This is a genomic window from Kosakonia sp. S42 (assembly GCF_016624785.1).
GTDB lineage: Bacteria > Pseudomonadota > Gammaproteobacteria > Enterobacterales > Enterobacteriaceae > Kosakonia > Kosakonia cowanii.
In genome coordinates, this window is record NZ_JACVTW010000026.1 from 15,684 (window position 1) to 31,339 (window position 15,656).

Annotated in this window: 12 protein-coding genes; 3 read left to right on the forward strand and 9 right to left on the reverse strand. The window is 57.1% G+C overall.

What is annotated here, in order from left to right:
- Positions 1–101 precede the first annotated feature (101 nt).
- The 3 genes from cysH to cysJ all read right to left on the reverse strand — a co-directional run bounded on the left by cysH (position 102) and on the right by cysJ (position 4,433).
- Entirely contained in the window at positions 102–836 is a 735-nt protein-coding gene (cysH, locus tag IAE50_RS20380; RefSeq protein ID WP_200581094.1) for a phosphoadenosine phosphosulfate reductase, read from the reverse strand.
- A 76-nt stretch (positions 837–912) separates the two neighbouring features.
- The gene (gene cysI / locus IAE50_RS20385) at positions 913–2,625 is read right to left on the reverse strand and encodes an assimilatory sulfite reductase (NADPH) hemoprotein subunit (RefSeq protein WP_094419425.1); all 1,713 of its coding nucleotides are present in this window, start codon (positions 2,623–2,625) and stop codon (positions 913–915) included.
- On the reverse strand, positions 2,625–4,433 hold the full coding sequence (gene cysJ / locus IAE50_RS20390) for an NADPH-dependent assimilatory sulfite reductase flavoprotein subunit (RefSeq protein WP_200581095.1): 1,809 nt from the start codon (positions 4,431–4,433) through the stop codon (positions 2,625–2,627). The genes cysI and cysJ overlap by 1 nt, the downstream gene beginning before the upstream one ends.
- Before the next feature lie 304 nt (positions 4,434–4,737).
- On the opposite strand from cysJ, the gene queD reads away from it, so the two are divergent.
- Positions 4,738–5,097, forward strand: a complete 360-nt coding sequence (gene queD, locus IAE50_RS20395; RefSeq protein ID WP_023479478.1) for a 6-carboxytetrahydropterin synthase QueD — start codon at positions 4,738–4,740, stop codon at positions 5,095–5,097.
- A 46-nt stretch (positions 5,098–5,143) separates the two neighbouring features.
- Here queD and queE read toward each other — a convergent pair whose 3' ends face one another.
- Complete coding sequence (gene queE, locus IAE50_RS20400) at positions 5,144–5,815, reverse strand: 7-carboxy-7-deazaguanine synthase QueE (RefSeq protein ID WP_042717647.1); 672 nt, start codon at positions 5,813–5,815, stop codon at positions 5,144–5,146.
- Between the two features lie 183 nt (positions 5,816–5,998).
- On the opposite strand from queE, the gene IAE50_RS20405 reads away from it, so the two are divergent.
- Positions 5,999–6,940, forward strand: coding sequence for a YgcG family protein (locus tag IAE50_RS20405; protein WP_200581096.1), 942 nt, complete (start codon positions 5,999–6,001; stop codon positions 6,938–6,940).
- Here the strand turns inward: IAE50_RS20405 and IAE50_RS20410 are convergent.
- Entirely contained in the window at positions 6,926–7,615 is a 690-nt protein-coding gene (locus IAE50_RS20410; protein ID WP_200581097.1) for an N-acetylmannosamine-6-phosphate 2-epimerase, read from the reverse strand. The genes IAE50_RS20405 and IAE50_RS20410 overlap by 15 nt on opposite strands.
- A gap of 395 nt (positions 7,616–8,010) precedes the next feature.
- Here IAE50_RS20410 and IAE50_RS20415 point away from each other — a divergent pair, with 395 nt between their 5' ends.
- Entirely contained in the window at positions 8,011–9,120 is a 1,110-nt protein-coding gene (locus IAE50_RS20415; RefSeq protein ID WP_200581098.1) for an SDR family oxidoreductase, read from the forward strand.
- A gap of 51 nt (positions 9,121–9,171) precedes the next feature.
- On the opposite strand, the gene eno is transcribed toward IAE50_RS20415, so the two are convergent.
- The 4 genes from eno to relA all read right to left on the reverse strand — a co-directional run bounded on the left by eno (position 9,172) and on the right by relA (position 15,626).
- Complete coding sequence (eno, locus tag IAE50_RS20420; RefSeq protein ID WP_023479467.1) at positions 9,172–10,470, reverse strand: phosphopyruvate hydratase; 1,299 nt, start codon at positions 10,468–10,470, stop codon at positions 9,172–9,174.
- A 76-nt stretch (positions 10,471–10,546) separates the two neighbouring features.
- The gene (pyrG, locus tag IAE50_RS20425) at positions 10,547–12,184 is read right to left on the reverse strand and encodes a glutamine hydrolyzing CTP synthase (RefSeq protein WP_023479487.1); all 1,638 of its coding nucleotides are present in this window, start codon (positions 12,182–12,184) and stop codon (positions 10,547–10,549) included.
- A 352-nt stretch (positions 12,185–12,536) separates the two neighbouring features.
- Positions 12,537–13,328, reverse strand: a complete 792-nt coding sequence (gene mazG / locus IAE50_RS20430; protein ID WP_200581099.1) for a nucleoside triphosphate pyrophosphohydrolase — start codon at positions 13,326–13,328, stop codon at positions 12,537–12,539.
- Positions 13,329–13,388: 60 nt separating this feature from the next.
- On the reverse strand, positions 13,389–15,626 hold the full coding sequence (gene relA, locus IAE50_RS20435; RefSeq protein ID WP_200581100.1) for a GTP diphosphokinase: 2,238 nt from the start codon (positions 15,624–15,626) through the stop codon (positions 13,389–13,391).
- Between the last annotated feature and the right edge of the window lie 30 nt (positions 15,627–15,656).

Below are 15,656 nucleotides of genomic sequence, written 5' to 3' on the forward strand. Positions count from 1 at the left end.
TGCGGTAAGTCAGTGCGGTCTGTTTGCCGGATGGCGGCTGCGCCTTATCCGGCCTACAACAGCTGCAAAATCGCGGTGGCTATCCGGCAACGGCTGAAGAGTTACCCTTCGTGCAGCCCGCATTCGCGTTTCAGGCCGAAGAAGCGCGTCTCCTCCTCTGCCATCCCCGGCTCCCATTTGCGGGTGGTATGGGTGTCGCCCACCGATAAATATCCCTGATCCCACAGCGGATGGTACTTAAGCCCCTGCTTTTGCAAATACTGGTACACCGTGCGGTTATCCCAGTCGATGATCGGCAGCACTTTGAACACGCCGCGCTGAATGCCCAGCACCGGCAGCGCCGCGCGGCTACCCGACTGCTCGCGGCGCAACCCGGCAAACCAGGTTTGTGCATTGAGATCAGCCAGCGCCCGGTTCATCGGCTCGACTTTGTTGATGTTGTTGTACTTCTCAATCCCTTCCACGCCCTGCTCCCACAGCTTGCCGTAGCGCGCTTCCTGCCAGGCCGGGCTCTGCTCGGCGCGATAGACCTTGAGGTTTAAGTTGAGCTTCTCCGTCAGCTCATCAATAAACTGGTAGGTCTCCGGGAAGAGATAGCCGGTGTCGGTCAGGATCACCGGGATATTCGGGCAGACCTGGTTGACCAGGTGCAGGCTGACCGCTGCCTGAATACCAAAGCTGGATGAGAGCACATACTCATCCGGCAGGTTCTCCAGCGCCCACGCCACGCGCGCTTCGGCGGTGAAGGTTTCAAGCTGGGCGTTGGTGTCGGCCAGTTGCTGGTCGCGTTCCTCTTTCGCCAGCGCGTTGAGCGCGTTCAGATCGAGTATGGACATAGGTTCCTCACAGTTTTATTGCCGGGTGGCGTGTTCAGTGCCGGATGGCGGCTTTGCCTTATCCGGCCTGCAACGCTTATTCCCAAAAATCGCGCGCCGGATCTAATACCGGACGGATAATGCCGCTGCGCACGGTGAAATCGCCGAAGCCTTCACCCGCTTCGCGCTCCTGCGCCCAGCGACCGACGAGGGTGTCGATCTCGCCTAAGATCTCCGGCTCGGTAATGTTTTCACGGTACATGCGCGGAATACGCGTGCCGCTGCGGTTGCCGCCCAGATGCAGGTTGTAGCGACCCGGCGCTTTACCTACCAGGCCAATCTCCGCCAGCATCGCGCGGCCACAGCCGTTCGGACAGCCGGTGACGCGCAGCACGATATGCTCATCGCCGACGCCATGTTTCACCATCAGCGCCTCCACTTTGTCGACGAAGGATGGCAGGAAACGCTCCGCTTCCGCCATCGCCAGCGGGCAGGTCGGGAAGGAGACGCAGGCCATCGAGTTTTCACGCTGCGGCGTTACCGCGTCCATCAGACCGTGGCTGCGGGCCAGCTGCTCGATCGCCGCTTTCTGGCTCTCCGGCACGCTGGCAATGATCAGATTCTGGTTGGCAGTGATGCGGAACTCGCCCTGGTGGATCTTCGCGATCTCCAGCAGGCCAGTTTTCAGCGGGCGTCCCGGATAATCCAGGATGCGGCCGTTTTCAATAAACAGCGTCAGGTGCCAGTTGTTGTCGATCCCTTTAACCCAGCCAATACGATCGCCGCGCCCGGTAAACTCATACGGGCGGATCGGCTCAAACGTGATCCCCGCGCGGCGTTCCACTTCCGCTTTAAAGGTCTCAACGCCGACGCGCTCAAGGGTGTATTTGGTTTTGGCGTTTTTACGATCGGTACGGTTACCCCAGTCGCGCTGGGTAGTGACCACCGCTTCCGCTACAGCCAGCGTATGCTCCAGCGGCAGATAACCAAACTCGCTCGCCGTACGGGCGTAGGTTTTCTTGTTACCGTGCTCAATAGAGAGCCCGCCACCGACCAGCAGGTTAAAGCCGACCAGCTTGCCATTCTCGGCAATCGCCACAAAGTTCATGTCGTTGGCGTGCAGATCGATATCGTTCTGCGGCGGGATCACCACCGTGGTTTTGAACTTACGCGGCAGATAGGTCTGGCCAAGGATCGGCTCTTCATCGGTGGTAGCGACCTTCTCCTGATCGAGCCAGATCTCCGCATAGGCGCGGGTGCGCGGCAGCAGATGCTCGGAGATCTTCTTCGCCCACTCGTACGCTTCGGCGTGCAGCTGCGATTCGAACGGGTTCGAGGTGCAGAGCACGTTACGGTTCATGTCGTTGGCGGTCGCCAGCGCATCAAGACCGACGGAGTGCAGCATCTGGTGCACCGGCTTCACGTTCTTCTTCAGAATGCCGTGAAACTGGAAGGTCTGGCGGTTAGTCAGACGGATGCTGCCATAAATGGTGTTGTCATGGGCGAACTTATCGATCGCCTGCCACTGTTTGGTGGTGATAACACCGCCCGGCAGGCGGCAGCGCAGCAGCATTGCGTGGCGCGGTTCGAGTTTTTGCTCGGCGCGCTCGGCACGAATGTCGCGATCATCCTGCTGGTACATGCCGTGAAAACGGATCAGCAGGAAGTTGTCGCCGGTAAAGCCACCGGTCAGACCGTTATTTAAATCTTCGGCGATGGTGCCGCGCAGATAGTTACTCTCAAGCTTCATGCGCTCGGCATCGGCCAGTTTGCCTTCGACCACCAGAGGGCCGGGATGTTTTTCGCTCATTAGTAGACATCTCGCTGATAACGGCGCTCAACGCGCAGCTCACTTAAAAATTCATCCGCCGCTTCGGTATCCATGCCACCGAATTCGGCAATCACGTCCAGTAAAGCCTGCTCAACGTCTTTCGCCATGCGATTGGCGTCGCCGCAGACATAAATGTGGGCGCCCTCATTGATCCAGCGCCACAGCTCTGCGCCCTGTTCGCGCAGTTTGTCTTGTACGTATATTTTCTCTTTTTGATCCCGCGACCAGGCGAGATCGATACGGCTCAGCACGCCCTCTTTCACATAGCGCTGCCACTCCACCTGGTAGAGGAAATCCTCGGTAAAGTGCGGGTTGCCAAAGAAGAGCCAGTTTTTGCCCGGTGCTTCATCGGCGGCGCGCTGCTGCATAAAGGCGCGGAACGGCGCGATGCCGGTGCCAGGACCAATCATAATGACCGGCGTTTCCGGGTTGGCCGGCAGGCGGAAGTGCTCGTTATGCTCGATAAAGACGCGCACTTCGCCCTCCTCTTCCACGCGATCGGCGAGGAAGCTCGACGCACCACCGGCACGCGGACGGCCTTCAATCTCGTAACGCACCACGCCGACGGTGACGTGCACTTCACTCTCCACTTCTGCCTGCGCAGAGGCGATGGAGTAGAGACGCGGCGTCAGCGGACGCAGCAGGCCAATCAGCGCATCAGCATCCAGCTGTGCCGGGGAGAAGCGCACCATATCAACAATAGGCGTGGTCGCGGCGTAGTGCTGCAACTTCGCCTTATCACCCACCAGCGGCAGCAGCGATTCGCTGCGCGTCAGGGTGGCGTAGTTCTCAACGATATTGGCGGTGTTAACGGTCAGCTCGAAATGCCACTGTAAAGCTTCAGCCAGCGGCAGGGTTTTACCGTCAACGGTGACCGGCTCGTCGCCCTTCAGCCACAGCAGCTCCACCAGCTCTTTCACCAGCGCCGGATCGTTCTGGTACCAGACACCGAGCGCGTCGCCAGGCTGGTAGCGCAGGCCAGAGTCGCCGAGATCGATTTCGATATGGCGGACATCTTTTTCCGAGTTACGGCCGGTGATTTTCTGATTAACGGAGAGCGTCGCAGCGAGCGGCGCTTCTTTAGTGTAGGGGCTGGAGGTGACTTCATTCACCGCGCCGCTGGTGCTGGCTGCGGTCTGCGCAGGCGTGGCAGCCGGGGCGCGGGCTTTCAGCACCTCGACCACGCGCGCGCGCCACTCGGCGGCGGCGGCCTGGTACTCAACATCGGCATCAACGCGATCGAGCAGACGCTCGGCGCCCAGCTCTGCCAGCTTGCTGTCGAAATCTTTCCCCGCCTGGCAGAAGAACTCATAGGAGCTGTCGCCGAGGCCAAACACCGCAAAGGCGGTGTCGGTAAATTTCGGCGCTTTTTTCGAAAAGAGGAATTTATGCAGTGCTACCGCTTCTTCCGGCGCATCCCCCTCGCCCTGCGTCGAGGCGACAATTACCAGCAGCTTCTCGTTGGCAATCTGTTTGAATTTATAGTCGCCCGCGTTGACCAGATTGACGCTCAGTTTCGCCGCCAGCAGATCGTCGCGCAGCGCTTCAGCGACGCGGCGCGCATTGCCGGTCTGCGAGGCGGAGATCAGGGTAATCGATGGGGTTTCGGCAACGGGTGCAGCGGTGGCAACGGCCGCCGCGCCGGGCTGCTGATTGAGCACGCCCCAGAAATAGCCGGAAACCCAGGCGAGCTGGGTGGGAGTCAAATCGGTGGTGGCCGCCTGGAGGCGCGCCAGTTGCTCCGGGTTTAACGGGAGCAACGCGGAAGATGGGGCCTGGGTTGTCATGCGTCGTTATGTTCCAGTAGCAAAGCTGTTTTTATGTTTTGAAAAACAGAAGAGAAAGTAAGGTTAACGGCGGGGATAATAACAATTAAAGAAAGGTTGGAAATAATAAATAACCAAAAGGACTAACCTGTTTTAGCTATCATCGTTAACAGTAAAACAGGTTGAATAAGTCACTGAATTTTATTGATAAATTGCGTACATGGTTAAGCGCGCGCGGCGGTAATCGTTTTTAGCGGTTTTAGTTAATGCTAAAAAAGGTCATTTCCGCTACCATTCGGCGGTTTTTGTAGCCTGAGAGTGCATTATGTCGACCACCTTGTTTAAAGATTTCACCTTCGAAGCCGCGCACCACCTGCCCCATGTTCCTGAGGGACATAAGTGCGGTCGCCTGCATGGTCACTCCTTTATGGTGCGCCTGGAGATCACCGGCGAGGTGGACCCTTATACCGGCTGGATTATGGATTTCGCCGAGCTGAAAGCGGCGTTTAAACCGCTCTACGACAGACTGGATCACTACTATCTGAATGAGATCCCGGGGCTGGAAAACCCGACCAGCGAAGTGCTGGCGAAATGGATTTGGGATCAGATGAAGCCGGTTGTGCCGCTGCTGAGTGCGGTGATGGTGAAAGAGACCTGCACCGCCGGATGCGTCTACCGCGGCTGATCCTCTGCGTAAAACAACAAACCCGCCGCTGGCGGGTTTTGTTTTTTCAGGCGATGTTGAGATATTTGTGCGTCTGCATCGACAGCCGCCAGTTGCGCGCAATGCAGGTTTCAATGCACAGACGCGTGGCGTCCTCTTTCTGGCTGATCGGCTGCAGGGCGATAACCCGCTGCTTCTGATCGTGCAGCTGCGCCAGCAGTTCATCCAGCGCTTCGATATCGCGCATGCGCCCGACCGGGTGCTTGATCTCATCGGCGCGCTCCAGCGCCTGCTGCAACACATCATACCCGCCGCGCATATTCACCTTCGGCGAAACCGTCACCCAGGTGGAGTGGGAAGTGCGCACTTCGTGGGTGCCGCTGGTTTCGATCTGGCAGCTAAAGCCATGCTTCTCAAGCAGCGCGGTGAGCGGAATAAGGTCGTGAATGCAGGGTTCGCCGCCGGTGATCACCACGTGGCGTGCCGTCCAGCCCTGGCGCTCAATAATCGCGAGCAGATCTTCGCTGCTGGCCGCGCCCCACTTGTCGCTCTCTTTGGTCTTGCCAAGAATGCTGTAGAGCGACACCTCCCGATCCGCGAGCTTATCCCAGGTGTGTTTGGTGTCGCACCAGGCGCAACCAACCGGGCATCCCTGTAAACGAACAAAAATGGCGGGAACGCCGGTGAAGTAACCCTCGCCTTGCAGGGTCTGGAACATCTCGTTAATCGGGTACTGCATGCTGGCTCTTTATCGAAGTTAAAAAAGGGATTATTGCAGATAACCCGCCGCCGATCATGTGCCATTTGCGCTTTGCCGCAACATCTCCGGCGGGTAGTACGCCATTTATGGCGAATTGTCAGCGGTGAAAGAGTGCCGCTATGATGTGGCGAATCTACCCCAGCCCTGCAAGGAAGTTGCTTTATGGCACGCGTAGTCACCTTATTGCTGCTGCTCGTGAGCCTGACGTTTCAGGCCCACGCGCTCCCGGTTCCGTCGATGCGCGGCTTCGTCAACGATCCGCACGCCCTGTTTGCGACCGAGGATAAGTTGTCGCTTATTAGCGAGGTCGCGGAGATTAACAGGCGAACCGGCGCGCAGGTCGCCGTGCTGGTGCTGCCCTCCCTTGAGGGAGAGAACCTCGAAACGTTTGCCACACAAACTTTTAATGAGTGGCGGCTGGGCAATGCGCAGCGCAATGACGGCGTGCTGATCCTTGTGGCGTGGCAGGATCGCCGGGTGCGCGTGGAGGTCGGGCGGGGTCTTGAAACCACCATCAGCGATGCGCTGGCAAGCCAGGTGATCAAAGAGCAGATGCTGCCCTACTTCAGGGAGGGGGATCTGCTCTCCGGCTTACAGCACGGGCTGAAAGGGATTGATGCGCTGCTGAGCGGGCAACCGCTGCCGTCGCCCGCCTCCGCCTCGTGGGCCTGGGTGCGCGGAAAGCTGGTTAACTTCTCTTACTGGCAAGGGTTGCCCTTTCTCGCCGTCGGCCTCTTTTTACTGATCCTCAAGCGCAAAAAGAGAACGGTGCGGGTTCTCTTTTTTGGCTCGTTGTTACTGACCCCGGCGCTCGCCATCACCTCGGAGTTTGTCTCCTGGGTAATGCCTTTTGTCTGGCTCAGCTTCTCCATCCCTTTTATCAGCATCTTTTCGGGATTGTTCTTCCTGTGGCTCTACCCGCAGCGCTTGCTGGCTGTCGGCGGCGGTACGATGCGCGATGACAGTGCAACCTGGACCTCGACCAGCACCAGCCACCTTCACCACCATTCGGGCGGCGATAGCGGTAGCCACAGCAGCAGCGACAGCTCAAGCTCCGGCGACGGCGGCTCCAGCGACGGCGGCGGCTCGTCAGATAGCTGGTGATCTTATTGCGTCGGTAAAACGGCGCGTGATCTGCTGCGGGCGGGTAATAGCGCCGCCCACTACCACCGCATGGGCCCCCAGCGCCAGACAGCGCGCCGCGCGCTCGGGGGTATCAACATTCCCTTCGGCAATCACCGGAATGGCAACGGCTGCGAGCACGGCTTTGAGCAGGGCAAAATCGCTCTCCGGCAGCGTATGACCTTTTGTCTGCGCCGTATAACCGTAGAGCGTGGTGCCGACGCAGTCGAAACCGAGCTGCTCTGCGATTAGTGCCTCTTCAACGCTTGCGATATCCGCCATTAATAACAGCGCGGGCCAGCGGGCGCGGATCCCGGCAACCAGTTGGGCGAGGGTTTCGCCACCAGTGCGCGGGCGCTGGGTGGCATCAAGCGCAATCATCTCTGGCGCGGCGGCCACTAACTCTTCCACTTCGCGCAACGTTGGAGTGATAAACACCTCGCTATCAGGGTAGTCGCGCTTGATAAGACCAATCACCGGCAGTGCGACCTGCTGTTTGATAGCCTCAATATCCGCCACGCTGTTAGCCCGAATTCCCGACGCACCACCCTCGGCGGCTGCCAGCGCCATCCTCGCCATAATAAACTGGCTATGCAGCGGCTCATTTTCCAGCGCCTGGCACGAAACGACCAGCCGGCCTTTTATTTGCTCTAACATCGTCGGCCTCCCTCTGACTGTTTAATGTTATCTCTATTATTGTCGTTAAAAGCGAAAGTGCCTGCCCGCGATGAGTGCATGCGAATCGTCTAATATGGTTTTAAAAAGGGGAAAAAGGATGTAAGAAGAGATTATTTATTTTACATATGGAAATAATTTACGCTTTTATTTCACATGCATGACAGATAATTAATAATAAATAAAATCATCAACATAGATAATTTATTTATCTTGCCTGGATTTTTTCCCCGGCTTCGCTGTCCTATAAAAATCCCCCGCGACACTTTCCTTAAATTAAGCTTAATTTTCGCCTTTTCACGCCGCGCGTTTATTTATCTGGCGTTTACTTTTCTGCTCCTACAATCCGCCCATTCAACAATAATGGGATAGCATGTATGACCACACTATTAATAACGGGCGCAACGGGTTTTCTGGGCGGAGCAGTATTAGAAAAAATCCTGCAGCGTAATGAAAAGGTCAATTTACTGTTGCTGGTGCGCGCTGCCGATCGCGAAAGCGGGCTGGCGCGCATTGTCACCAATATGCGCAAATTTAATCTCAGCGAGGCGCAGCTTGCCGCCCTCACCGCCAATGAGATCCTTTGCGGCGATTTGGGTGAGCCGGAGAGCTTTCTCGACGATCCGCGTCTTGAGCAGGTTACCCATGTGATCAACTGCGCGGCGGTGGCCTCATTTGGCAGCAATCCGCTGATCTGGAAAGTGAACGTCGAAGGTACGCTCGCCTTTGCGCGCCGGATGGCGCAGGTAACGGGCTTGCAGCGTTTCCTGCATGTCGGCACGGCGATGTCGTGTACTCCGGAGCCGGATTCGCTGGTGGCGGAAAATGCAGAGTTCCGTGAAAACGCGGAGCATCTTGTGGCATATACCCACTCCAAATCGACCATTGAACAGCTGATGCGCCAGCACTGCCCGCAGCTGCCGCTGGTTATCGCCCGTCCCTCTATTGTGGTTGGACATACGTGCCACGGCTGCCAGCCGTCGACCAGTATTTTCTGGGTCTTCAGTATGGGGCTGATGCTGCAAAAATTTATGTGCTCGCTGGAGGATCGCGTGGATGTGATCCCGGTCGATTACTGTGCTGATGCCCTGCTGATGCTGCTGGAAAAAGAGATGGCGCACGGGGAAGTGGTGCATATCTCTGCCGGGGAGGAGAACAGCGTGCGCTTTGCGGACATCGACAGCGCGATGGCGCAGGCGCTGGAGAAAGCCCCGATTGCCGATAACTACGCGCAGGTGAGCTATGAAACACTGGTGAAGATGCGCCGCGAGCTGAAAGATATCTTCGGGCCATGCAATGAGCGGCTGATGCTGAAAGCGATGCGGTTATATGGTGCCTTCGCCACGCTCAACGTGCGTTTCAGTAATGATAAGCTGCTGAGCCTCGGCATGCCGAAACCGCCGCGCTTTACCGACTATATCGCCCGCTGTGTGCAGACGACGCGCGGTTTGACCATTCCGCAGCAGATGGAAGTCGATTTTAAGTAAAAAAAATGCCAGTCATTCGACTGGCATTTCTCTAAGACAAACGCGCAGGGATTATGCCTGGCCTTTGATCTCTTTACGACCGTTGTACGGTGCTTTTTCGCCCAGCGCTTCTTCGATACGAATCAGCTGGTTGTATTTAGCAACGCGGTCAGAACGGCTCATGGAACCGGTTTTGATCTGGCCAGCCGCAGTACCTACCGCCAGGTCAGCGATGGTTGCGTCTTCAGTTTCGCCAGAGCGGTGAGAGATAACGGCAGTGTAGCCCGCATCTTTCGCCATCTTGATTGCAGCCAGAGTTTCGGTCAGGGAACCGATCTGGTTGAATTTGATCAGGATGGAGTTAGCGATACCTTTGTCGATACCTTCTTTCAGGATCTTGGTGTTGGTTACGAACAGGTCGTCGCCCACCAGCTGGATTTTGTCGCCCAGCACTTTGGTCTGGTATGCAAAGCCGTCCCAGTCAGATTCGTCCAGGCCATCTTCGATGGAGACGATCGGGTACTGTTTGGTCAGCTCTTCCAGGAAGTGAGTGAACTCTTCAGAAGAGAAGGCTTTGTTGCCTTCGCCAGCCAGCACATATTTGCCGTCTTTGTAGAATTCAGATGCTGCGCAGTCCATCGCCAGGGTGATGTCTTTGCCCAGTTCGTAGCCTGCTGCTTTTACCGCTTCAGCGATAACAGCCAGCGCTTCGGCGTTGGAACCCAGGTTCGGCGCGTAGCCACCTTCGTCACCTACAGCGGTGTTCATGCCTTTAGACTTCAGCACTTTCGCCAGGTGATGGAACACTTCAGAACCCATGCGGATCGCTTCTTTAACGCTGGAAGCGCCAACCGGCTGGATCATGAATTCCTGGATGTCGACGTTGTTGTCAGCGTGCTCGCCGCCGTTGATGATGTTCATCATCGGAACCGGCATGGAGTATTTGCCCGGGGTGCCGTTCAGTTCAGCGATGTGCTCGTACAGCGGCTGGCCTTTAGAGGCAGCAGCAGCTTTCGCAGCAGCCAGGGAGACCGCGAGGATGGCGTTGGCGCCGAAGTTAGATTTGTTCTCAGTACCGTCCAGATCGATCATGATCTTATCGATGCCAGCCTGGTCTTTGGCATCTTTGCCAAGCAGCGCCTGAGCAATCGGGCCGTTAACGGCGCCAACTGCTTTGGTTACGCCTTTACCCAGGAAACGGGATTTGTCGCCATCGCGCAGTTCCAGCGCTTCGCGGGAACCAGTGGAAGCACCTGACGGAGCGGCAGCCAGACCAACGAAACCACCTTCCAGGTGAACTTCTGCTTCAACAGTCGGGTTACCACGGGAGTCGATGATTTCACGACCGATGACTTTAACGATTTTGGACATTAGGTTTTCCTCAGTACAAGTTAAACTAAAACTCCAGACAACAATGCACCCGTCGGGTGCACTGTCTTTGTATATTTTACTTCGCCTGGCGCTTTTGATACTCGCTGGCGGCTTTCACAAAGCCGGCAAACAGCGGATGTCCGTCACGCGGCGTAGAAGTAAACTCCGGGTGGAACTGGCAAGCAACAAACCACGGATGGTTCGGCACTTCGATGATCTCGACCAACTGATCATCCCCGGAACGGCCCGCAACGCGCAGGCCCGCAGCTTCAATCTGTTTCAACAGCATATTGTTGACTTCGTAGCGATGGCGATGGCGCTCAACAATCGTTTCTGAGCCATATAGCTGGCGAACCAGGCTCTCATCGCTAAGCTGGCACTGCTGCGCGCCCAGGCGCATGGTACCGCCGAGATCGCTCTTCTCAGAACGCTGCTCAACGTTGCCCTCTTCGTCACGCCACTCGGTGATCAGCGCCACAACCGGGTACTTACAGTCTGGCACAAATTCCGTGGAGTTGGCGTTCTCCATCCCGACAACGTGGCGCGCATACTCAATCAACGCAACCTGCATACCCAGGCAGATGCCGAGGTAAGGAATATTGTTTTCACGCGCAAAACGCGCGGTGGCGATCTTGCCTTCTACGCCGCGGTAGCCGAAGCCGCCCGGGATCAGAATGGCATCGAGGCCTTTGAGGATCTCAACGCCGCGCGTCTCAACATCCTGCGAATCAATCAGCTTGATGTTGACGGTTACGCGGTTTTTCAGACCACCATGTTTCAGCGCTTCAATCACCGATTTATAGGCGTCCGGCAGCTCAATGTACTTGCCGACCATACCAATCGTGACTTCACCCGACGGATTCGCTTCCTGGTAGATCACCTGCTCCCATTCGGCGAGATTCGCTTCCGGGCAGTCTAAGCTGAATCGTTTACAAATATAATCGTCCAGCCCCTGAGATTTCAACAGGCCCGGGATTTTATAAATGGAATCGACATCTTTCAGAGAAATCACTGCTTTTTCTGGAACGTTACAGAACAAAGCAATTTTGGCTCTTTCGTTGGCCGGAACGGCGCGATCGGAGCGGCAAATCAGGATATCTGGCTGAATACCGATGGAGAGCAGCTCTTTCACGGAGTGCTGAGTCGGCTTGGTTTTCACTTCACCGGAAGCGGCCATGTATGGCACCAGCGTCAGATGCATGTAGAGGGTGCGCTCGCGGCCCACTTCTACCGCCATCTGGCGGATCGCTTCGAGGAATGGCAGGGATTCGATATCACCGACAGTACCGCCAATCTCAACCAGCGCAACGTCGTGGCCTTCGCCGCCGGCAATAATGCGCTCTTTGATGGCGTTGGTGATATGAGGGATAACCTGCACGGTCGCACCGAGATAGTCACCGCGGCGCTCTTTACGCAGCACCTCGGAGTAGATACGGCCGGTGGTGAAGTTGTTGCGACGGGTCATCTTGGTGCGGATGAAACGCTCGTAGTGACCCAAATCAAGATCGGTTTCTGCGCCATCTTCGGTAACGAACACTTCACCATGCTGGATAGGGCTCATTGTGCCCGGATCGACGTTAATGTACGGATCCAGTTTCATCATGGTGACCTTGAGGCCACGGGCTTCAAGAATAGCTGCCAGGGAGGCTGCGGCAATGCCTTTACCCAGAGAGGATACGACCCCGCCGGTCACAAAAATATAGTTCGTTGTCATGCTGAACCTGAGAAGTTAGGTTTAAAAGACGGTGGAATAACCAGGACGGGAAAGCAGTATACCGGATGATGAGTTGCGCCACAAACTTTCATTCCCCCTCCCCTTCTCTCTTCAGGCCGCATTAGCGTTAGCTCTCTTAGCTGACGCCGCTTGTACAACAATTCTGAACGTTTGCTGATTCGTGCTGTTGCCGCCCGGAAGCCCTAAGGATAAGCCGAAGCGGCGTTAGCGGAAACGTTTCAACAAACGTAATGAGTGTGAAAATAGCCCCTTTCCAGCAAATGTTTTTGACGCAAATCAAGCGCTTGCTATTTAAAAAATCACACAAATCGCGCTTGTTACCACAAATGCCTTAAAGATCATGTTCCTGGCGCTTTACCTGCTGCCAGATAGTTTCCATTGTTTCCAGATCTACGCCGGTCATTTCCAGGCCGCGCTCCTGAACCAGGCGTTCGACTTCGCGAAAGCGGCGCTCAAATTTGAGGTTCGCTTTTTGCAGCGCCACTTCCGCTTTAACGCCCAGGTGACGAGAGAGATTAACGGTGGCAAAGAGCAGATCGCCCGTCTCCTCTTCCACGCGCGCCTGATCGACAACCGCCTGTTTCGCTTCGTGCATCACTTCGTCGATCTCTTCATACACTTTGTCGAGCACCGGGCCGATGGTGGTCCAGTCAAAGCCCACGGTTGAGCAACGCTTCTGGATTTTGTGGGCACGCATCAGCGCCGGCAGGCTGTGGGGAATATCATCCAGCGCCGAGTGCTGCGCTTTCTCCGCCCGCTCGGCGGTTTTGATCTGCTCCCAGCGCTCAAGCACTTCCGCGCTGTTACCCGCCTGCGCGTCGCCAAAGATATGCGGATGGCGGCGCTCCAGCTTGTCGCTGATGGCAGCACAAATATCGTTGAAATCAAAACGCCCCTCTTCCTGCGCCATCTGCGCGTAGAAGACCACCTGGAAGAGCAGATCGCCCAGCTCGCCGCGCAGATCGTCGAAGTCTTCGCGCGAAATGGCGTCCAGCACTTCGTAAGTCTCTTCCAGCGTGTAGGGCGCGATGGTGGCGTAAGTCTGCTCTTTGTCCCACGGGCAGCCGGTTTGCGGGTCGCGCAGCCGTTGCATGATCCCGAGCAGACGTTCGATTTGAGTCATGAAAAATCCTTGCTAAAAAGCGATCCTCCCAGCACGTGAGAGGATCGGGTGAAGAGACGATCAGCCGCCGTGCAGGCGACGCGCGTCGATAACGTCAGGCACCTGATTCAGTTTGCTAAGCACGCGGCCCAGCACCTGCAGGTTGTAGATTTCGATATTCATATCGATAGTCGCCAGCTGCTCGCGGGTGTCGCTGCGGCTGGCAACGCCCAGCACGTTGACCTTTTCGTTGGCGAGAATGGTGGTGATATCACGCAGCAGCCCGCTGCGATCGTTCGCCGTGACGCGCACCACCAGCGAGTAGCCCGCCGAGTAGCTTTCGCCCCAGACGGCATCGACGATGCGCTCCGGCGCGACATTGCGCAGCTCTTCCAGCTGATCGCAGTCGGCGCGGTGAATCGAGATGCCGCGCCCCTGGGTGATAAAGCCGACGATTTCGTCGCCGGGGATCGGCTGGCAGCAGCGCGCAATGTGGTGCATCAGGTTGCCAACCCCTTCCACTACCACGCGCCCGTTGTCTTTGCTGCGGTTCTGCGGTGCGTAGGTCTTCTGCTGCAACTGCTTGAGCGCAGCGGCATCCTGCTCCTCGGCGCTCGGCTTGTTGAACTGCGCCTGCAGGAAGTTAACCATCTGGTTAAGGCGAATATCACCGCCGCCAATCGCCGCCAGCAGCTCATCCAGCTCGTTGAAGTTGTAGCGCGGCAGCAGGTGCTTCTCCGCCTCTTTCAGGCTGATACCGAGGTGCGCCAGCTCATCGTCGAGGATCTGGCGACCGGCAACAATGTTCTTGTCGCGATCCTGCTTGCGGAACCAGGCGTGGATCTTAGAGCGCCCGCGGCTGGTGGTGACATAGCCGAGGTTCGGGTTGAGCCAGTCGCGGCTCGGGTTCGGCTGCTTCTGGGTGATGATCTCAATCTGATCGCCCATCTGCAGCTGATAGGTAAAGGGCACGATGCGGCCGCTGATTTTCGCGCCGATGCAGCGGTGACCGACATCGCTGTGAATATGGTAAGCGAAGTCCAGCGGCGTGGAGCCAGCGGGCAGATCCACCACATCGCCTTTTGGCGTAAACACGTAGACCCGGTCGTCGAAGACCTGGCTGCGCACTTCGTCGAGCATCTCGCCGGAGTCCGCCATCTCTTCCTGCCAGGTAATCAGCTTACGCAGCCAGGCAATGCGATCTTCATGGGCGGAACGCGCGCCGGTCGCCGTCGCGGTGCCCTCTTTGTACTTCCAGTGCGCGGCGACGCCCAGCTCGGCATCTTCGTGCATCTGGCGGGTACGGATCTGGATCTCAACGGTTTTACCGCCCGGCCCGAGCACCACCGTATGGATAGACTGGTAGCCGTTCGGTTTCGGGTTGGCGACATAGTCGTCGAACTCATCCGGCAGGTGGCGATAGTGGGTATGCACAATCCCCAGCGCGGCGTAGCAGTCCTGCAACCGTTCAGCGACGATGCGCACGGCGCGGACATCAAACAGCTCGTCGAACGCGAGGTGCTTTTTCTGCATCTTGCGCCAGATGCTGTAGATATGTTTCGGGCGGCCATAGACTTCGGCTTTGACGCCTTCGGTCTTCATCTCGGCGCGCAGGTGACCAACAAACTCATCGATGTAGTGTTCGCGATCGATACGGCGCTCGTGCAGCAGCTTAGCGATGCGCTTGTACTCTTCCGGGTGCAGGTAGCGGAAGCAGTAATCCTCCAGCTCCCATTTCAGCTGGCCGATGCCTAAGCGGTTCGCCAGTGGCGCATAGATGTTGGTACACTCTTTCGCCGCCAGCACGCGCTCATCTTCCGGCGCATCTTTCACTTCGCGCAGATGGGCGATACGTTCAGCAAGCTTGATGACCACACAGCGGAAATCATCCACCATTGCCAGCAGCATGCGGCGGACGTTATCCACCTGTTCGGAGGAGACGGAATCGGTATGGGTCGCTTTTAACTGGCGGATGGCGGCCATGTCGCGCACGCCATGGATCAGCTCAACCACCGCCGCCCCGACGTTTTCGCGCAGCACCTCTTCGCTGACCACTTCCGCATCGGCGAGCGGGAAGAGCAGCGCGGCGCGCAGCGTGTCGGTGTCCATACTCAGCATCGAGAGGATCTCCACCATCTCGATACCGCGTGAAAGCAGGATCTCCGCCTGCGGATGCCCTTGAGTTTGACGCAGACAATAAGCCCAGGTTTCGGTTAAGCGTTCACACGACGGCTGACTGGTAATGCCCAGACTGGCGATCCATTTGGCCGGATCGAATTCACCCGCTTTGTTCAAATGCGCACTGCGTACCGCAACCATTGTCCTCTCCTTTCAGGGACCGGGCCTGCC